Genomic DNA, 18,420 nt, shown 5'->3' on the forward strand with positions numbered 1-18,420 from the left:
GGGTGTTCGGTGGCCCCAGTGCAGGGGTACCCGCGGGTATCGACACCGCCGACGGCGTGCGCGCCGAGGGCCGCGACGACCCCCGTCAGAGGGTCGTCGACGCGGTGACGTGCACCGGCCCCGGGACGAACCCGAGCCGCTCGTAGATGCGTCCGGCGCCGGTCGGGTTCTCCGCGTCGACGTGCAGGACCGCGGCGGACAGCCCCTCGGCACGCATCCCCTGCAGCGCGGCGTCGAGGACGATCGGCGCGAGTCCCGTCCCACGTGCCGCCCGCACGACACCGACCCAGTGCACGTACCCGAACGACCGGCCGCGAGCGGCGAAGCCGTCCGGATCCACCTCGACGAGCGCGAACGCCACGATCCGGCCCGACGGGTCGACGACGACGCGGCCGAGGTCGAGCCGGGCCGTCGCCGCGGTGAGGAACCCGCGCCAGTCGGACTCGACCATCGGTTGCGATCCCCAGTGGTCGCGGAAGGCGTCGTTCTTCGCGATCCGCAGCGGCTCGATGTCGTCGGACGTCGTCGCACGCACGACGTACCCGTCCGGCACCGGCGGGACCGCGGGCCCGGTGCGCTCGTCGAGCACCGCCTGCATGTCCACCCAGTGCCGGACCGGCTCGAACTCGAAGTGGGCCGCCAGACGGAGCGCACCGGTCCCCTGCGCGGCGCCGACCTCGATCGTCGCCGGCAGGTCGAGGTCGAGCGCGGCGAGTCGCTGCCGCGCGCGCCCGATGAGCCACGCGAGCACACGACGGCCGATCCCCCGGCCGCGCAGCGCGGGGTGGACCGCCCCCTCGAGCACCACCCGAGCAGCGGTGACCCGGGAGGGGACGTCGATGACGATGCCGTACGCCTGCACATGCCCCTCAGCATCGACGCCGACGAGGGTGTCCCGAGCGAGGTCGAGCCCTTCGGTGGAGAACGTCCGCTCCAGGCTCGCTGTGGAGGGACGAGCGTGTGGGTCGTCCACCGCGGCCGCCGCCACGGCGAGGGCGTGCACGGCCGCCAGGTCGTCCCGGGTCGCCGCCCGGAAGGTCAGCCCGGCGATCGGGACCGGGAGCTCGAGGTGGGCCGGGGCGGTGATCCGTTCGCGCAGCGTTGCCATCCGACCAGCCTGCCAGCCGTGACGGGCGCGACGGCGGAAAGTGCTCGACGCGCAGCCCTGCTCCGGGACATGATGAGTCATGGACATCACGAGCGTGACCGTGGGGCTGCCCGTCACCGACATCGAGGCGTCCTGCCTCTGGTACGGCGCCGTGTTCGAACGTGCCGAACCGGACCTCGAGCCCGACGAGGGCATCGCCGAGTACGAGGTCGGCGGCATCTGGATCCAGCTCTACGAGGACGCCGACGCCGAGGAGAACCCCGTGAGCGTCCGCTTCGGCGTCGACGACGTCGCCGCCCAGCACGCACGCATCGGCGCACTCGGGATCGACATCGGCCCGGTCGAGTGCGTCGACGGAGCCGTCGACTGGTTCGACGTCCGCGATCCCGACGGCAACGTCCTGAGCCTGTTCTCCCTCGTCGACGAGACCGGCCGGGGCTCCGGACGCGACAACGGGGCGGACCGCGCGATCTGAGCCGTCACGCCACCAACGGGAACGGCCCCCGCATCCGAGGATGCGGGGGCCGTTCCGGTGGAGCTCAGGCTCAGTTGTAGGTGCCCGGCGTGAAGTCGTCCGACGAGAAGCTGTCGAAGTCGACGAAGCTCAGGTCGGCGTCCGAGAACGACGAGTCGTCCGCGAAGATGCGGTTCGGGTACCGCTCCGCCTTCGCTTCTTCCGTCGCGTTCACGTCCACGTCGCGGTACCGGCTGAGGCCCGTCCCGGCGGGGATGAGCTTACCGATGATGACGTTCTCCTTGAGGCCGACGAGGTGGTCCTGCTTGCCCTCCATGGCCGCCTGCGTGAGCACGCGGGTGGTCTCCTGGAAGGACGCGGCGGACAGCCACGACTCGGTCGCGAGGGACGCCTTCGTGATGCCCATGACCTCCTGGCGAGCGGAAGCGGTCTTGCGACCCTCCTGCAGCGCCGCACGGTTGAGCTCGTTGTACCGCGAACGGTCCACGAGCTCGCCCGGGAGCAGGTCGGTGTCGCCGTGGTCGACGACGGTGACCTTGCGGAGCATCTGGCGCACGATGACCTCGATGTGCTTGTCGTGGATCGGCACGCCCTGCGAGCCGTACACGTCCTGCACACCGTTGACGAGGTGCTTCTGGACCTCACGGACACCCTTGACGCGGAGGACTTCCTTCGGGTCGACGGTGCCGGCGATGAACTGCTCGCCGAGCTCGACGTGCTGGCCGTCCTCGATGAGGAGCGTCGCACGCTTCAGCACCGGGTAGATGAACGGCTCGTCACCGTTGTCCGGCGTGAGGATGATGCGACGACCCTTGTCGGTGTCCTCGATCGTGGCGCGGCCGGGGGCCTCGGCGATCGGGGACGCGCCCTTGGGGGTACGCGCCTCGAAGAGCTCCGTGACACGCGGCAGACCCTGGGTGATGTCGTCGGCCGAGGCCGAACCACCCGTGTGGAAGGTACGCATCGTCAGCTGGGTACCGGGCTCACCGATGGACTGGGCGGCGATGATGCCGACCGCCTCGCCGATGTCGACGAGGTTGCCCGTGGCGAGCGAACGGCCGTAGCACTTCGCGCAGACACCGACGCTCGACTCGCAGGTCAGGACCGAGCGCACCTTGATGCTCTCGACACCGGCCGCGAGCAGCTTGTCGATGAGGACGTCACCGACGTCCTCGCCGGCCTCGGCGACGACCGTGCCCTTCGCGTCCACGGCCGGGGTGGCCAGGGTGCGGGAGTACACGGTGTTCTCGACGCGCGGGTCGCGCACGAGCTTGCCGTCGGCGCCCACGGTCGCGATCGGGAGCTCGAGGCCCCGGGTCGTGCCGCAGTCGTCCTCGCGGATGATGACGTCCTGCGAGACGTCCACGAGACGACGGGTGAGGTACCCGGAGTCCGCGGTACGGAGCGCGGTGTCGGCAAGACCCTTGCGAGCACCGTGCGTGGCGATGAAGTACTCCGCCACGGTCAGGCCCTCGCGGTACGAGTTGATGATCGGGCGGGCGATGATCTCGCCCTTCGGGTTGTTCACCAGACCACGCATACCGGCGATGTTGCGGACCTGGAGCCAGTTACCACGAGCACCGGACGACACCATGCGGTTGATGGTGTTGTCGACCGGGAAGTTGTCGCGCATCTCCTGCGCGATCTCGTTCGTGGCCTCGGTCCAGATCTTGATCAGGTCGGCGCGACGCTCGGCGTCGGTGATCAGACCCTTGTCGAACTCGCCCTGCACCTTGGCGGCCTGGACCTCGTAGCCCGCGATGATCTCCTTCTTCCGAGGAGGCGTCACGACGTCGGAGAGCGCCACGGTCACACCGGAGCGCGTGCCCCAGTAGAAGCCCGCGTCCTTGATCCGGTCCAGCGCGGCGGCCGTCTCGGTCTTGGAGTAGCGCTCGGCGAGGTCGTTGACGATCGCGGAGAGCACGCCCTTGTCGGTGACCTTCTGGACGAACGGGTAGTTCGCCGGGAGGGTCTCGTTGAAGAGCGCACGGCCCAGGGTCGTCTCGAGCAGCACGGTGTCGCCCTGCTCGTAGCCCTCGGGAGCTTCACCCTCGGCGAAGTGGACATCCGCCATGCGGATCTTCACGAGCGCGTTGAGGTGCAGCGTGCCCTGGTCCTTCGCGAGGATGGCCTCGGCGACGGAGGAGAACGCACGGCCTTCACCCACGGCGCCCTCGCGGACGGTCGTGAGGTGGTGCAGACCGATGATCATGTCCTGTGCGGGCAGGGTCACCGGACGGCCGTCGGACGGCTTCAGGATGTTGTTCGAGGCGAGCATCAGGATGCGGGCCTCGGCCTGGGCCTCGACCGACAGCGGCAGGTGCACGGCCATCTGGTCACCGTCGAAGTCCGCGTTGAACGCAGCACACACGAGCGGGTGGAGCTGGATGGCCTTGCCCTCGACGAGCTGCGGCTCGAACGCCTGGATGCCCAGACGGTGCAGCGTCGGCGCACGGTTCAGCAGCACGGGGCGCTCGCGGATGATCTCCTCGAGCACGTCCCACACCTGCGGACGCGAACGCTCGACCATGCGCTTGGCCGACTTGATGTTCTGCGCGTGCGACAGGTCGATCAGGCGCTTGATCACGAACGGCTTGAAGAGCTCGAGCGCCATCTGCTTGGGCAGACCGCACTGGTGCAGCTTCAGCTGCGGGCCGACGATGATGACCGAACGGCCCGAGTAGTCGACGCGCTTGCCGAGCAGGTTCTGGCGGAAACGACCCTGCTTGCCCTTGAGCATGTCGCTCAGGGACTTCAGGGCGCGGTTGCCGGTACCCGTGACCGGACGACCACGACGACCGTTGTCGAACAGCGCGTCGACCGCTTCCTGCAGCATGCGCTTCTCGTTGTTCACGATGATCTCGGGGGCACCGAGGTCGAGCAGGCGGCGGAGACGGTTGTTGCGGTTGATCACACGACGGTAGAGGTCGTTGAGGTCACTCGTGGCGAAGCGGCCACCGTCGAGCTGCACCATCGGGCGCAGCTCCGGCGGGATGACCGGCACGACGTCGAGCACCATCGCGGCCGGCGAGTTGCCGGTGGCGAGGAAGGAGCTGACGACGCGCAGACGCTTGATCGCGCGGATCTTCTTCTGGCCCTTGCCCTCGGCGATCTGCAGGCGCAGCGCCTCGGCCTCGGCGGCCAGGTCGAACGCCTCGAGCCGCAGCTTGATCGCCTCGGCGCCCATGTAGGCGTCGAAGTAGATCCCGAAGCGGTCCTGGAGCTCGTGGAAGACGGCGTCCTCGGGCTTGAGGTCGCCCACCTTGAGGTTGCGGAAGTCCTCCCACACGCGCTCGAGGCGGGTGATGTCCTCGTCGAACGACTTGCGGACCTGGGACATCTCCTTCTCGGCGGTGTCCTTGGTGCGGCGCTTGACGTCGGCCTTGGCGCCCTCTTCCTCGAGCGCTGCGAGGTCGTCCTCGAGCTTCTTGAGGCGGTCGGCGATGATCGAGTCGCGCTGCCCCTCGAGGTTCTTGATCTCGAGGCGCATCTCGTTCTCGAGACCCGGCATGTCGGCGTGACGGCCCTCTTCATCGATGTCGATGATCATGTACGCCGCGAAGTAGATGACCTTCTCGAGGTCCTTCGGCGCCATGTCGAGGAGGTAACCGAGGCGCGACGGGACGCCCTTGAAGTACCAGATGTGCGTGACGGGCGCGGCGAGCTCGATGTGGCCCATGCGCTCACGGCGGACCGAGGACTTGGTGACCTCGACGCCGCAGCGCTCGCAGACGATGCCCTTGAACCGGACACGCTTGTACTTGCCGCAGGCGCACTCCCAGTCGCGGGACGGACCGAAGATCTGCTCGCCGAACAGACCGTCCTTCTCGGGCTTGAGGGTGCGGTAGTTGATGGTCTCCGGCTTCTTGACCTCGCCGTACGACCACTGGCGGATGTCCTCGGCCGTGGCGAGACCGATCCGCAGTGCGTCAAATGAAGTTGCTTCGAGCAATGTTCTTCTCTCTAGCTGGATTCGTTACGAGTACGGGCGGGATCAGATGTCGTCGACGGACGACGACTCGAACCGCGAGGAGATGTTGATGCCGAGCTCTTCAGCGGCACGGAAGACCTCGTCGTCCGTGTCGCGGAGGCTGACCGCCTGGCCGTCGGCCGAGAGGACCTCGACGTTCAGGCAGAGCGACTGCATCTCCTTCATGAGGACCTTGAACGACTCCGGGATACCCGGCTCCTGGATGTTCTCGCCCTTGACGATCGCCTCGTAGACCTTCACGCGGCCGAGGATGTCGTCGGACTTGATCGTCAGGAGCTCCTGGAGGGCGTAGGCGGCGCCGTACGCCTCGAGCGCCCACACCTCCATCTCGCCGAAGCGCTGTCCACCGAACTGCGCCTTACCACCCAGCGGCTGCTGCGTGATCATCGAGTACGGACCGGTCGAACGGGCGTGGATCTTGTCGTCGACCAGGTGGTGCAGCTTGAGGATGTACATGTAGCCGACCGACACGGGCTCCGGGAACGGCTCGCCGGAGCGGCCGTCGAAGAGCTGCGCCTTGCCGGACGAACCGATCAGGCGCTCGCCGTCGCGGTTCGGGAGGGTCGAGTCGAGGAGACCCTCGATCTCGCGCTCGTAGGCACCGTCGAACACCGGGGTGGCGACCTTCGTGCCGGGCTCCGCGCTGCGGGCGGCCTCGGGGAGGGCAGAAGCCCACTCCTGGATGCCCTCGACGTTCCAGCCCTGCTTCGCGAGCCACCCGAGGTGGATCTCGAGGACCTGGCCGAAGTTCATGCGGCCGGGGACGCCGAGCGGGTTGAGCACGATGTCGACGGGGGTGCCGTCGGCGAGGAACGGCATGTCCTCGACCGGGAGGATGGTCGAGATGACGCCCTTGTTGCCGTGACGACCGGCGAGCTTGTCACCCGCGGTGATCTTGCGCTTCTGGGCGATGTACACGACCACGCGCTGGTTGACGCCCGAGCCGAGCTCGTCGTCGCCGTCCTGCGAGTCGAACACCTTGACGCCGATGATCGTGCCCTCTTCACCGTGGGGCACCTTGAGCGAGGTGTCGCGGACTTCGCGCGACTTCTCGTTGAAGATGGCGCGGAGGAGACGCTCTTCGGCGCTGAGCTCGGTCTCGCCCTTCGGCGTGACCTTGCCGACCAGGATGTCGCCGGGGCGGACCTCGGCACCGATGCGGATGATGCCGCGCTCGTCGAGGTCGGCCAGGAGGTCCGGGCTGACGTTCGGGAGGTCGCGGGTGATCTCTTCCTTGCCGAGCTTCGTGTCGCGGGCGTCGACCTCGTACTCCTCGATGTGGATCGAGGAGAGCGTGTCGTCCTTCACGAGGTTCTGCGACAGGATCATCGCGTCCTCGTAGTTGTAGCCCTCCCACGGCATGAACGCGACGAGGAGGTTCTTGCCGAGCGCGAGCTCGCCGTTCTCCGTCGCGGGGCCGTCGGCGATGACCTCGCCCTGCTCCACACGCTCACCGGCCGAGACGACCACACGGTGGTTGTAGCTCGTGCCCTGGTTCGAGCGGTCGAACTTGCGCAGGTAGTAGGTCTGCGTGCCGCCCTCGTCGAGCTGCAGGGTCACGGCGTCGGCCGAGACCTCGGAGACGACACCGGCCTTGTCGGCGGTGACGACGTCGCCGGCGTCGATGGCGGTGTAGCCCTCCATGCCGGTGCCGACGAGCGGCGACTCGGAGCGGAGCAGCGGGACTGCCTGACGCTGCATGTTCGCACCCATGAGGGCGCGGTTCGCGTCGTCGTGCTCGAGGAACGGGATGAGCGACGTCGCGACCGACACCATCTGGCGCGGGGAGACGTCCATGTAGTCGACCTCGTCCTTGCCGACGAGCTCGACCTCGCCGCCCTTCTTCCGGACGAGCACCTTGTCGTCCTGGAAGTGGAAGGAGTCGGTGAGCGGGGCGTTCGCCTGCGCGACGACGAAGTCGTCCTCTTCCGAGGCCGTGAGGTAGTCGATGGTCGTGGTGACCTGACCGTTCACGACGCGACGGTACGGCGTCTCGATGAAGCCGAAGGAGTTGATCCGACCGAACGACGCGAGCGAGCCGATCAGGCCGATGTTCGGGCCTTCCGGGGTCTCGATCGGGCACATGCGGCCGTAGTGCGACGGGTGGACGTCACGGACCTCGACGCCGGCACGCTCACGGGACAGACCACCCGGGCCGAGGGCCGAGAGGCGACGCTTGTGCGTCAGGCCCGCGAGCGGGTTGTTCTGGTCCATGAACTGCGACAGCTGGGACGTCCCGAAGAACTCCTTGATCGCGGCGACGACGGGGCGCACGTTGATCAGGGTCTGCGGCGTGATCGCCTCGATGTCCTGCGTGGTCATGCGCTCGCGGACGACGCGCTCCATGCGGGACAGACCGGTGCGGACCTGGTTCTGGATGAGCTCGCCGACGGCGCGGATGCGACGGTTGCCGAAGTGGTCGATGTCGTCCACGTCGAGGCGCAGCTGCACCGGCTCGCCGTCACGGACACCGTCGAGCGTGGTCTTCTCGGCGTGCAGCGAGACCAGGTACTTGATCGTGCGGACGATGTCCTGCACGGTCAGGACCGAGTCGCTGAGCGGCGCGTCGATGCCGAGCTTGCGGTTGACCTTGTAGCGGCCGACCTTCGCGAGGTCGTAGCGCTTCGGGTTGAAGTAGAAGTTGTCGAGGAGCGCACGCGCGGCCTCGGCGGCGACCTGCTCGCCCGGACGCAGCTTGCGGTAGATGTCCTTGAGCGCCTCTTCCTTGGTGAGGATGGCGTCCTTCTCGAGGGTCGACTCGATCGAGGCGAAGCCCTGGAACTCGTCCATGATCTCTTCGCTCGTCATGCCGAGCGCCTTGAGGAACACGGTGACCGACTGCTTGCGCTTGCGGTCGATGCGCACGCCCACCTGGTCGCGCTTGTCGATCTCGAACTCGAGCCAGGCACCACGCGACGGGATCACGCGGGCGGAGTAGATGTCCTTGTCGGAGGTCTTCTCCTGCTGACGCTCGAAGTACACGCCCGGCGAGCGGACGAGCTGCGAGACCACGACACGCTCGGTGCCGTTGATGATGAACGTGCCGCGCTCGGTCATGAGCGGGAAGTCGCCCATGAAGACGGTCTGCGTCTTGATCTCACCGGTCATGTGGTTCATGAACTCGGCGTTGACGTAGAGCGGGGCAGCGTAGGTCTTGCCACGCTCCTTGCACTCGTCGATCGAGTACTTCGGGTCCTCGAGCTCGGGCGACGTGAAGCCGAGCTGCATGGTCTCGCCGAGGTCCTCGATCGGGGAGATCTCCTCGAAGATCTCCTCGAGCCCGGAGTGCAGTGCGAGGTCGGTGCGACCCTGCTCCTGGCCTTCGGCGAGGCGGGCCTTCCAGACGTCGTTGCCGACGAGCCAGTCGAAGCTCTCCGTCTGGAGTGCGAGCAGATCAGGAACCGTGAGGGTGTCCGTGATCTTGGCGAACGAGAGTCGCGAGTGGTTGCGACCGTTCTTGGGGTTGGTGGATGCGTTGGGCGCAGCAGCCAAGGGTTTGACCTCCGGTAGGCCCCGTCGGGCCGGTACTGACGAGCAGCACGTAGGTGAGTGGATTGACGCTTCAGCGCACCCCTCGAAGACACGCGATCACGCGACGGCCGGTGAGCTGTGCACGTGTGCGATGATCTGGGTGGACGGGACCCGCCGACATATACGGGACCGGCACCACCAGGGCACGTTCTGGAAGAACGCTGCGTCGACCGCAATATGACGACACGGATGCCAGGGAGCGCGAACTGCCATCATAGGTCGGGCTCGTCGCGGATGTCCAGTCCTGGCTTGACCGAATTCGGCAGTGCCGTGTATAAGCCGGTGGACAGCGTGGGTATTCCCTGCTCCGCAGCTCGGCCACGCCCGCCAGCGCAGGACGCGCAACGCCCGTCAGCGCAGGGCGCGGAACGCCGCCTCGGGCTGCTGCGTCCGCACGAACGTGACACGTCCGCGGTCGTCGGTGAACTCGATCCCGAGCCCCGGCGTGAGGATGAGCGCGCGGACGCCGCGTCCGATCCGGAGCCCGATGCCGCCGTACGTCGACGCGTCCGCCTCGACGAGTCGCACGTCGGTGATCCGGTCGCGGGCGATCCGTCGCGCGGGCAGCGGCCGGAAGTGCAGGACGACGTGGCTGTCCGTCACCGTCCACCCCGAGCGGGCGACGAGGAGCAGGAACCCGACCGCGACGCCGACGAGCGCCGGCACCAGCAGCGCCGTCTCCGGAGCGTCGCCCGGCCATCCGAGCACCGCTGCGGTCAGCCCGAGCCCGCCCACCAGCAGGACCGCACCCACCGCACGCATCCAGGTCGGCGCGTGCTCGCGCTCGGTGTGGGTGGACGGACGGGAGGCGCGGGTGGCGACCGCGGGACGGCTCGCGGTGGCGCGGCGGTACGTGGGCACGCTCATGGTGTCGGTCATGCGGGTCGACTCCTCGTGGGATCGGGTCCGTTCGTGCTCATATTTTACATAGCGCACGCAATGTGATCAATGGTCACGGCGGGCGGACCACGGGCGGCGCGCAGGAGAGCGGGGAGCCCGGCGCACGCCGACGGCGCGCACACGAGGGGCAGTGGGGGTGCCGGACGGTCGCGCCGCGGTCACGAGCGGGGTGCGGAAGCGCGCGAGGTGTGGGGCACTGCGCGGATCGACGCACCGAGGTGACGACCCGGTGAACGGTAGGCGACGACCCTTGGCGTCCGCTGGTGGTGCATGTGCACGCATTCACCTGCGCCGGGTGGACCGGCCGGTCGGGACCGCGGACCCGGGTCAGCGCAGGACGAGGGCGACGGCCTCCGCGCGGGTGCGGACGCCGAGCTTCGTGAACACCTGGTTCACGTAGGACTTCACGGTGGGCACGGTGAGGAAGAGCTCGGCGGCGATCTGCGGGTTCGACCGGCCCTCGGCGATGCGCCCGAGCACGTCCGCCTCGCGCGGGGTGAGCGTCGGGAAGCGTGCACGGAGCGACTCGATCGGGTCCGGCGTCGCGACGGGCGCGGACGCGGACACGGTGCCGCCGGCCAGCTGGGCGACGAGCCGGGCGCCCACGGTGGCGTCGAACGTCGACTGCCCGGACGCCACCGCACGGATCGCCGTCGCGATCTCGCCACGGCCGGCGTCCTTGGTCAGGTACCCGCGCGCGCCGGCCCGCAGCGCGGTCAGGATCGACTCGTCGTCGGCGAACGTGGTGAGGACGAGCACGGCGACCCCGGGGTGCCCCTCGGTGATGCGTGCCGTCGCCGTCGGGCCGTCGACGCCGGGCATCCGGAGGTCCATGAGCACGACGTCCGGGGACTCCCGCTCGACCGCGGCGACCGCCTCGGCGCCGTCCGACGCCTCACCGACGACCTCGAGGTCGTCCACGAGGGAGAGCACCGTCACCAGCCCGTCGCGCACGATGGCCTGGTCGTCGACGACGACGACGCGGATGGTCACGGGCGGTCCCCCTCGGCGGCCAGCTCGTCGACCGGCAGGTGCATCGCCACGACGAACTCGTCGTCCGACCGGTCCGCCTCGACCGCGGCGCCGCTGCCGAGCTCCGCGAAGCGTTCGCGCATCCCGAGCAGGCCGTGGCCGCCGCCGGACAGCGGGTTCGCGACCACGACGTCCACGGCGTCGCCGTCCCGGATGACGGACAGGGACACGGGACGGCCGGGGGCGTGCCTGCGGGCGTTGCTGAGCGCCTCCCGGACCACCTGGACCACGGCGGCGCGGTGGGCCGCATCGAGGTCGGTGAGCGCCGTGTCGCCCTGCGTCACGATCTCGCCGCCGAACGACCGGTGCGCGTCGACGAGGGCCGCCAGGCCCGTCGCGGGGTCGGTGGTCGGACGGGAGGCACGGTGCGGGACCGCGGACCGGCCCGCGTCCGCCTCGGCGTCGGTCTCGGTCTCGGCGTCGTCCCGCAGGGCGTGCACCGCACGTCGCGCCTCGGCCAGGCCGTCCGCGGCGAGCGCGCGGGCCTCGGCGGCGCGCTTCGTGGCGTCGTCGACCCGGCCGGCCTCGAGCAGGGCTTCGACCGCGTCGAGCTGGAGCACCAGGCCGCCGAGGGAGTGCGCGAGCACGTCGTGGATGTCCCGGGCGGCGCGGGACCGGTCCGCGAGGAGTTCGGCGCGCTGCTGGTCCCGCTCGGCCTCGCGCGCCCGTTCCGCCGCGATGCGGAACTGCCGCCGGCTGAAGCCGATGAGGACGCCCAGGAGCATGCCGCCGCTCGTCCCGAGGACGAACTGGACCGAGGCGTGCTCGATCGAGGCGGACACCGCGACGACCACGATCGCGGCCAGTGCGGCGACGGATGCCGCCCAGACGGGGACGCGGAGGTTCGCGCCGAGCAGGACGATCCCGACGATCACGGGGACGATCATGAGCGAGTCCGTCGGCACCACCGTCAGGGTGCCCGCGGCGATCATCAGGACCCCGGCGACGACGAGGAGCCGGGGTGTGCGACCGAACTCGCGGAGCGCCCACGCGGCGAGCGCCACCGCGCCGAGCACCCACACCCACGCGGGGTGCTGCAGGGCGATGCCGTTCTTCACGAACCAGAACGCGACGATCGCGATGCCGAGGGCGTTGAGCCCCCAGGCGGCGCCCGAACGGGACCGGCCTCCGGGGAGGTCGGTCTCGTCCTGGCCGGTCAGCAGGGTCACCGGACCATCATGCCGCGCGGCTGGCGGTCGCCGCGGGGGATGCGGCCGTCGATGACGACGGCGCGTGCGGCGCGGTTCAGCGCGAGGACGAGCAGGATCGTGCCGGTCGACGTGAGCAGGTGCGCGCCGAGGTGGCCGCCGAGCACGTCGAGACCGATGCGGACGGCGATGAGGACGAACCAGAGGCCAGCGCCGACGAAGCCCGTGCGGGACTGGATCGTGCGGCCCTTGGCGTCCGGGGTGCCGACCGTGCGGAAGCGGGTGATGCTGCCCATGGTCAGGCCGACCCCGATCGTGATGAGCGCCTCGATCCCGAGGAACACCACGTCGGTGGTCGTGATCGTCGCCTTCGTCTGGGCGAGGACGACCACGCCGACGATCGCCATGATGAGCGGCGTGCGCCAGATGCGCGCCGGGTCGAGGTACTGCCAGGTCGCCTGGCGGTACCCGAGGAACGCGACCAGCGCGATGCCGACGAGGATGTTCACGAGGAGCTGGACCGACATGGTGTCCGCCTTCCGAGGAGGTCCGGCGGGCGTCTCCCGGCCGGTGGTACCAGCCTCGATCGACGGCGTCGGCGGGCACACCAACCAGGGGTGGGGACGCGGGTGGTGATCGCGGTGGTGTTCGATTGGTGCCATGGCTGATGCGTTCGACGGGTTCCGGATCGGTGCGGGGTACGCGGTGGTCGAGCCGGACCGGCACCGCCCGGGGTCGTTCACGCTCGTCGTCGACGGGACGCCGCAGTCGCACGTCGACCTCGAGGACCCGACGCACCTGGCGTTCGAGTACATCCGGCGGATCGGGCACGCCATCGACCTGCTCCCGGACGGCCCGGTCACGGCGCTGCACCTCGGCGCCGGGGCCCTGACGCTCCCCCGGTACGTCGCGGTCACGCGGCCGGGCTCCCGGCAGCAGGTCATCGAACTGGAGCGGGACCTCGTCGACCACGTGCGGGACGCGCTGCCCTTCCCCCGCGGGGCCTCGATCCGGGTGCGGTACGGCGACGCCCGCGAGGTCCTCGGCAAGCTCCCCGCCGGACTGCGCGGCACGGTGGACCTGGCCGTGGTGGACGTGTTCGGCGGCTCGCAGATCCCCGCGCACGTGACGAGCATCGAGTTCTACCGCGAGGTCGCGGAGTTCCTGTCGCCCACCGGCATCGTGGCCGTGAACGTGGCGGACGGGGCCGGGCTCGCGTTCGCCCGGGGGCAGGCGTCGACGCTGCAGGCGGTGCTGCCGTCGGTGGCGGCCGTCGCGGACACCGGGATGCTCAAGGGCCGGCGGTTCGGGAACATCGTGCTGCTCGGGTCGCCGACGGACCTGCCCGTGGCGGAGATGCCTCGTCGGTACTCCTCCGACCCGATGCCGGCGAAGGTCGTGCACGGGGCGGAACTGCGGGCGTTCATCGCCGGGGCGCCGATCGTCACGGACCAGACCGCGGTGGCGTCGCCGGAGCCGAACCGGAGCGTCTTCGGCGGCTGACGCGCGACCGCGGGTCGGGCCGACGGTCGCCGTGCGATCGGGCGGATGCCGCGCACGCGGAGGGTCCGCCTGCCAGGATGGGTCTGAACGACCGCGCAGGTGCGCGACCGAGCAAGGGGATCCCTGATGACGAACGACGACCGGAGCAACGAGGACCGGACGGGCGACGGCCAGGCGCCGAGCTGGGGCGGAGCGCCGCAGCAGCCCGCTCCCTCGGCCGACGAGCCGCGCTACGGCGAGCGGGTCGACCCCGCTCCCGCCTCCACGCCGCAGTACGGCGAGCCGGCCCCGCAGGCCGACGCGCCGCGCTGGGGCGAACAGGCCCAGCAGCACCAGGCCCCGCAGGGCGAGACCCCGCAGTACGGGTCGACGCAGTACGCCGAGCAGCAGGGCCAGTACGGGCAGCCGCAGCACGGGCAGCCCCAGTACGGCCAGCAGCCCTACGCGGCGGCTCCGGCGAGCGCCGGTGCCCCCTCGTGGCAGGGCTACGAGGAGCCGAAGGCCAAGAAGAAGACCGTCGGCGTCATCGCCTTCGTCGTGGCCGTCGTCGCGCTCGTGGTCGGCATCATCGGCGGCGCGCTGTTCGGTGGCGTCTTCGGCGGCTCCGAGGCGTTCCGCGAGTCCGTGCAGAACGGCGGGGCGACCCCGAGCGAGTCCGACATCATGGCGCTCACGACGTCGTCGAGCGCCGTCACCGGGTCGCTGCTGTTCTACCTCGGCTCGGCGCTCGGCCTGTGGGCGATCGTGCAGGGCATCGTCGCCGCGGTCACGAAGCGCGGACGCGGCTGGGGTGTCTTCGCGATCATCCTCGCGGTCGTCGCGGCGATCGCGTTCGTGGTGGCCATCCTCATCTCGGCCGTCTCGGCCAGCGGGATGTCCTGACCCGACCAGATCGTCCCGGACGGCCCGTCGTGCACCCGCACGGCGGGCCGTCCTCGTCCCCGAGGGCGACACGAGCGTGACCCCCGTGCGCGTGGCACCGCTCGCTCTCGGGGCGGCGCGGTTACCCTCGAACCGATGTCCCTCCCGCCCGACGACCGCCAGCAGCCCGACCGCACCGACCGCGCCCGGGAACCGCGTCATGCGGCGCCCGTGACGGCCGGCGTGAGCCCCGGCAGCACCTTCGCTCCGATCAGCCTGCGCCCCGCGGTCGACGCCGACGCCGTCCAGCAGCGGCTGCGCGACCTCGGGCAGAGCCGCAGCACCGACGCGCTCGCGGAGCGTGCCGAGCTCCTCCGCCTGCTCGGTCGGCTCGACGAGTCGCTCGTCATCGCCGAGGAGGTCTTCCGCCTGACGATGTTCACGGGGGAGCGCTCGGACAAGGTCTCCGCACGGATCCGTCGCGCGCACGTCCTGCACGACCTCGGGCGGTACGAGCGTGCCGCGACCGAGTCGGCCCTGGCACGGGACACCGCCCGGACCGAGGAGTGGCCGGAGCTCGAGGGCGCAGCGGCCGAGCTCGAGGGCTGGTCGCTGTTCGAGCTCTCCCGCTTCGACGAGGCCCGTGCCGCGCTGTCCCGGGCGTACCAGGCGTTCCGCCAGGCCGGTGCGCCGTCGGAGCGCACCGAGGCGCTCCGCACGGCGGTCGAGGCAGCGCTCCGGGCCTCGGTCGCGCAGCCCCCGGCCGAGGACAAGCCGCGCACCGCCCGCGACGTCGCCGCACGTCGCGCGGACGAGGACGAACCGGCCGCACCCCGCGCTCCGGAGCCCGTGCAGCAGACCCCGACGGTGCGCCGCCGGGTCCTCGGTGCGCCGGACGCCGCCCGGACCGAGGCGGACGAACTCTGGGGCCGCATCGCCGCACGTGCCGCGCAGAAGGGCCAGGCCGGACGCGACGAACCCGGCGACGACGAACGGTGACGACGCTCGAGGCCGTCCGGGCCCGCGCCGAACACCTGATGACGGCACACCTCGGGGCGGGCAGCTGGTCGTTCGGGTTCGACCACGCGAAGACCCGGGCGGGCCAGTGCGACTTCGCCCGCAAGCGCATCACGGTGAGCCGCCACCTCGCCGTGCGGTTCTCCGAGGACGACGTCGACCAGGTGCTCCTGCACGAGATCGCGCACGCGGTGGCCGGGGCCCGCGCCGGCCACGGACCCACGTGGCGCCGGACGGCGAAGGCACTCGGCTACACGGGCTCGCGCCTGTACGACGGCCCCGTCGCGAGCGAACTCGCACCGTGGATCGGCACCTGTCCGGCCGGGCACGAGCACTTCCGCTACCGCACCCCGACCCGACCGCTGGCGTGCGCGAAGTGCTCCCGCCGGTTCGACGCCCGGAACGTCATCGCGTGGGAGCGCCGAGCGGCGGAGGCCAGCCGAGCTACCGCATGATGCCGATCGCATGCGGAGGCGCGCCGGTAACCCGTTAGCCTGGGCGGATGCACACGGGGCAGCACATCCGCACGGACACCGGTTCCACGTGGTTCTTCGACGCCGGACGGATCGCCCTCGACTTCGCGCACACCGGCGGGTTCGCCGACGACCCGGACGGCCGACGTCCGCGTGCGCAGCTCGGCGAACTGCTCGCCACACCGGCCGACCTCGACGAGTGGCTGAGCGACCACACCGAGCCGATCGACGTCGGCGCGACCGCCCGCGAGCTGCAGGACGCCCGTGCCCTCCGCGCAGCGATCGCCCGGCTGGCCGTCGCCGCGGCTCCGGGGCCGACCTCGACCGCGGCGGAACGGACCGCGGTGGCTGCCGGCCTCCGCGCCGGGACGGGTCGCACGCGCCCGGCACCGGACGACATCGACACGGTCAACCTGTTCGCCGCGCTGCCGGACGTGCCGCCGAGCCTGCCCGGTGGTCGTCGTCGTGCGGGCGCGAACCGGGTGCGGCTCGCCCAGGCGCTGTCGAGCGTGGCACGGGACGCCGTGGCCCTGTTCACCGAGGTCGGCTTCGACGACGTCGCCGCGGACGGACAGCCGACGCGGTTGAGCCGCTGCTCGGCGGACGACTGCGGCCTCGTCTTCTACGACTCGTCGCGCGGGGGCACACGCCGGTGGTGCTCGATGCAGCGGTGCGGCAACCGGGCGAAGGTGCGGGCGCACCGGGCCCGACGCGCGGCGGTCTGAGCCGACCCGCGCCTCCTGGCCTGCTCGTGGCTCCGGTCCGGGCCGATTCGCGTGCGACACGAAAAAAAGGATTCGGCGTGCCGAATCCTCTGGCATGCTGTCTGCATGACCGACACCGCTGCCCGTCCCGCCGAGACGACGACGCCTCGGAAGCGCGCGGCCGGCCTGACCCTGCTCGGCCCCGCGTTCGTGGCGGCCATCGCCTACGTCGACCCCGGCAACGTCGCCGCGAACCTCACCGCGGGCGCGAAGTACGGCTACCTGCTGCTCTGGGTCCTCGTCGCCGCGAACGCCAGCGCGGTCGTCGTGCAGTACCTCTCCGCCAAGCTCGGCGTCGTCACCGGCAAGTCCCTGCCGGAGCACCTCGGCCTGCGGATGAAGCGCACGCCCCGACTGCTGTTCTGGGCGCAGGCCGAGGTCGTGGCCGCCGCCACCGACATCGCCGAGGTCATCGGCGGCGCACTCGCGCTGCACCTGCTGTTCGGGCTGCCGCTGGTCGCCGGCGGGGTGATCACCGGCGTGGTCTCGATGGCGATCCTCACCCTGCAGAGCCACCGCGGCACCCGGACGTTCGAGGCCGTGGTGACGGCGATGCTCGCGATCCTCACGGTGGGGTTCTGCGCCGGGCTGCTGTTCGCGCAGGTGTCACCGGGCGAGCTCGTCTCGGGGCTCGTCCCGCGGTTCGAGGGGTCCGAGTCGGTGATGCTCGCCGCCTCGATGCTCGGCGCGACGGTGATGCCGCACGCGGTCTACCTGCACTCCGCCCTGGCGCGCGACCGGCACGGCGACGTCCCGGCGGGCCCGGAGCGTCGTCGGGTGCTCGTCGCGACGCGCTGGGACGTCGGACTGGCGCTCCTGGTGGCCGGCGGGGTGAACATCTGCATGCTCGTCCTCGCGGCGGCGACGCTGCCCGGGGTCGCCGACACGGACTCGATCCCCGGAGCGCAGCGGGCGATCGCCGAGCACGTCGGCCCCGTCGTGGGCGTCCTGTTCGCGGTGGGGCTGCTGGCGTCGGGACTCGCCTCGACCTCGGTGGGCTGCATGGCCGGCGCCGAGATCATGAAGGGACTGCTGCACGTGCGGATCCCGCTGCTGGCCCGACGGCTGGTCACGCTCGTGCCGGCCATCGTCCTGCTCGCGGTGAACGCCGACGCGACGATGCTGCTCGTGGTGAGCCAGGTCGTGCTGAGCTTCGGGATCGCCTTCGCGATCGTGCCGCTGGTCGTCTACACGTCCCGCCGCAGCGTGATGGGTGCGGACGTCAACGCGATGACCACCCGCGTCGTCGCGGGGGTCATCGCGTTGGTGATCGTCGCGCTCAACGTGGCGCTCATCGCGCTGACGCTGGCCGGCTAGTCGACGACGCGCACGCCCTTCCAGAACGCCACGTAGCCCGAGTAGTCCTTGCCGACGCGGTCGAACGACGACGGGATGGGCGTCGGGTACGACCAGGCGTTGTCCTGCAGCGCCTGCCCGTCGACGTTCACCGTGTAGTACTGCGTGTCGCCCTTCCACGGGCAGTGGTACTGGGTGGGGCTCTCGGTGAACAGCTCGCTCTTCACGCTCGACGGTGGGAAGTACCAGTTGCCCTCGATCTGGATGAGGTCCTCCTGCGGGGCCTCGGCGATCACGGTGTCTCCGACGACTGCCTTCACG

15 protein-coding genes are annotated in these 18,420 nt (G+C 70.6%); 7 read left to right on the forward strand and 8 right to left on the reverse strand.

What is annotated here, in order from left to right; all coding sequences use genetic code 11:
• Window positions 1–85: 85 nt before the first annotated feature.
• Window positions 86–1,108 carry a GNAT family N-acetyltransferase gene (locus tag ACIPEP_RS06890; protein WP_402716830.1) on the reverse strand — a complete coding sequence of 341 codons (1,023 nt, stop codon included), beginning with the start codon at window positions 1,106–1,108 and terminating at the stop codon, window positions 86–88.
• A gap of 79 nt (window positions 1,109–1,187) precedes the next feature.
• Here ACIPEP_RS06890 and ACIPEP_RS06895 point away from each other — a divergent pair, with 79 nt between their 5' ends.
• Window positions 1,188–1,583, forward strand: coding sequence for a VOC family protein (locus ACIPEP_RS06895; protein ID WP_402716831.1), 396 nt, complete (start codon window positions 1,188–1,190; stop codon window positions 1,581–1,583).
• 70 nt (window positions 1,584–1,653) lie between these two features.
• Here the strand turns inward: ACIPEP_RS06895 and rpoC are convergent, their stop codons facing one another.
• The 6 genes from rpoC to ACIPEP_RS06925 all read right to left on the reverse strand — a co-directional run bounded on the left by rpoC (window position 1,654) and on the right by ACIPEP_RS06925 (window position 12,712).
• On the reverse strand, window positions 1,654–5,535 hold the full coding sequence (rpoC, locus tag ACIPEP_RS06900; RefSeq protein ID WP_070417663.1) for a DNA-directed RNA polymerase subunit beta': 3,882 nt from the start codon (window positions 5,533–5,535) through the stop codon (window positions 1,654–1,656).
• A gap of 42 nt (window positions 5,536–5,577) precedes the next feature.
• Entirely contained in the window at window positions 5,578–9,066 is a 3,489-nt protein-coding gene (gene rpoB, locus ACIPEP_RS06905; protein WP_070417662.1) for a DNA-directed RNA polymerase subunit beta, read from the reverse strand.
• 390 nt (window positions 9,067–9,456) lie between these two features.
• Window positions 9,457–9,984 (reverse strand): hypothetical protein, encoded by a 528-nt coding sequence (locus tag ACIPEP_RS06910; protein ID WP_402716832.1) that lies wholly within the window; start codon window positions 9,982–9,984, stop codon window positions 9,457–9,459.
• Between the two features lie 348 nt (window positions 9,985–10,332).
• On the reverse strand, window positions 10,333–10,998 hold the full coding sequence (locus ACIPEP_RS06915) for a response regulator (RefSeq protein WP_402716833.1): 666 nt from the start codon (window positions 10,996–10,998) through the stop codon (window positions 10,333–10,335).
• Window positions 10,995–12,206: a histidine kinase gene (locus ACIPEP_RS06920; RefSeq protein WP_229085558.1), complete on the reverse strand. Its 1,212-nt coding sequence runs from the start codon at window positions 12,204–12,206 to the stop codon at window positions 10,995–10,997. Before ACIPEP_RS06920 ends, ACIPEP_RS06915 begins: the two co-directional genes overlap by 4 nt.
• Window positions 12,203–12,712 (reverse strand): hypothetical protein, encoded by a 510-nt coding sequence (locus tag ACIPEP_RS06925; protein WP_402716834.1) that lies wholly within the window; start codon window positions 12,710–12,712, stop codon window positions 12,203–12,205. The genes ACIPEP_RS06920 and ACIPEP_RS06925 overlap by 4 nt, the downstream gene beginning before the upstream one ends.
• 133 nt (window positions 12,713–12,845) lie before the next feature.
• Between ACIPEP_RS06925 and ACIPEP_RS06930 the strand changes: the two genes are divergently transcribed.
• The 6 genes from ACIPEP_RS06930 (at window position 12,846) to ACIPEP_RS06955 (ending at window position 18,120) form a co-directional block, all read left to right on the forward strand.
• Entirely contained in the window at window positions 12,846–13,688 is an 843-nt protein-coding gene (locus ACIPEP_RS06930; RefSeq protein WP_070417657.1) for a spermidine synthase, read from the forward strand.
• 126 nt (window positions 13,689–13,814) lie between these two features.
• The gene (locus ACIPEP_RS06935; protein WP_336697340.1) at window positions 13,815–14,570 is read left to right on the forward strand and encodes a hypothetical protein; all 756 of its coding nucleotides are present in this window, start codon (window positions 13,815–13,817) and stop codon (window positions 14,568–14,570) included.
• A 135-nt stretch (window positions 14,571–14,705) separates the two neighbouring features.
• Window positions 14,706–15,548, forward strand: a complete 843-nt coding sequence (locus ACIPEP_RS06940) for a hypothetical protein (protein ID WP_070417655.1) — start codon at window positions 14,706–14,708, stop codon at window positions 15,546–15,548.
• The gene (locus ACIPEP_RS06945) at window positions 15,545–16,021 is read left to right on the forward strand and encodes a SprT-like domain-containing protein (RefSeq protein WP_139199261.1); all 477 of its coding nucleotides are present in this window, start codon (window positions 15,545–15,547) and stop codon (window positions 16,019–16,021) included. Before ACIPEP_RS06940 ends, ACIPEP_RS06945 begins: the two co-directional genes overlap by 4 nt.
• Before the next feature lie 47 nt (window positions 16,022–16,068).
• Window positions 16,069–16,764, forward strand: coding sequence for a CGNR zinc finger domain-containing protein (locus tag ACIPEP_RS06950; protein WP_402716835.1), 696 nt, complete (start codon window positions 16,069–16,071; stop codon window positions 16,762–16,764).
• 105 nt (window positions 16,765–16,869) lie between these two features.
• The gene (locus ACIPEP_RS06955) at window positions 16,870–18,120 is read left to right on the forward strand and encodes an Nramp family divalent metal transporter (RefSeq protein WP_071295194.1); all 1,251 of its coding nucleotides are present in this window, start codon (window positions 16,870–16,872) and stop codon (window positions 18,118–18,120) included.
• Here ACIPEP_RS06955 and ACIPEP_RS06960 read toward each other — a convergent pair.
• Window positions 18,117–18,419, reverse strand: coding sequence for a DUF427 domain-containing protein (locus ACIPEP_RS06960; RefSeq protein ID WP_070417652.1), 303 nt, complete (start codon window positions 18,417–18,419; stop codon window positions 18,117–18,119). The two genes, ACIPEP_RS06955 and ACIPEP_RS06960, sit on opposite strands and share 4 nt — an antisense overlap.
• Window position 18,420 lies beyond the last annotated feature (1 nt).

This window comes from Curtobacterium sp. NPDC087082, assembly GCF_044745045.1.
Taxonomy (GTDB): domain Bacteria; phylum Actinomycetota; class Actinomycetes; order Actinomycetales; family Microbacteriaceae; genus Curtobacterium.

Coding starts and splice junctions, on each gene's coding strand:
- ACIPEP_RS06890 (WP_402716830.1), bottom strand. CDS start 1,108: ATGGCAACGCTGCGCGAACGGATCACCGCCCCGGCCCACCTCGAGCTC.
- ACIPEP_RS06895 (WP_402716831.1), top strand. CDS start 1,188: ATGGACATCACGAGCGTGACCGTGGGGCTGCCCGTCACCGACATCGAG.
- ACIPEP_RS06910 (WP_402716832.1), bottom strand. CDS start 9,984: ATGACCGACACCATGAGCGTGCCCACGTACCGCCGCGCCACCGCGAGC.
- ACIPEP_RS06925 (WP_402716834.1), bottom strand. CDS start 12,712: ATGTCGGTCCAGCTCCTCGTGAACATCCTCGTCGGCATCGCGCTGGTC.
- ACIPEP_RS06930 (WP_070417657.1), top strand. CDS start 12,846: ATGGCTGATGCGTTCGACGGGTTCCGGATCGGTGCGGGGTACGCGGTG.
- ACIPEP_RS06935 (WP_336697340.1), top strand. CDS start 13,815: ATGACGAACGACGACCGGAGCAACGAGGACCGGACGGGCGACGGCCAG.
- ACIPEP_RS06940 (WP_070417655.1), top strand. CDS start 14,706: ATGTCCCTCCCGCCCGACGACCGCCAGCAGCCCGACCGCACCGACCGC.
- ACIPEP_RS06950 (WP_402716835.1), top strand. CDS start 16,069: ATGCACACGGGGCAGCACATCCGCACGGACACCGGTTCCACGTGGTTC.
- ACIPEP_RS06955 (WP_071295194.1), top strand. CDS start 16,870: ATGACCGACACCGCTGCCCGTCCCGCCGAGACGACGACGCCTCGGAAG.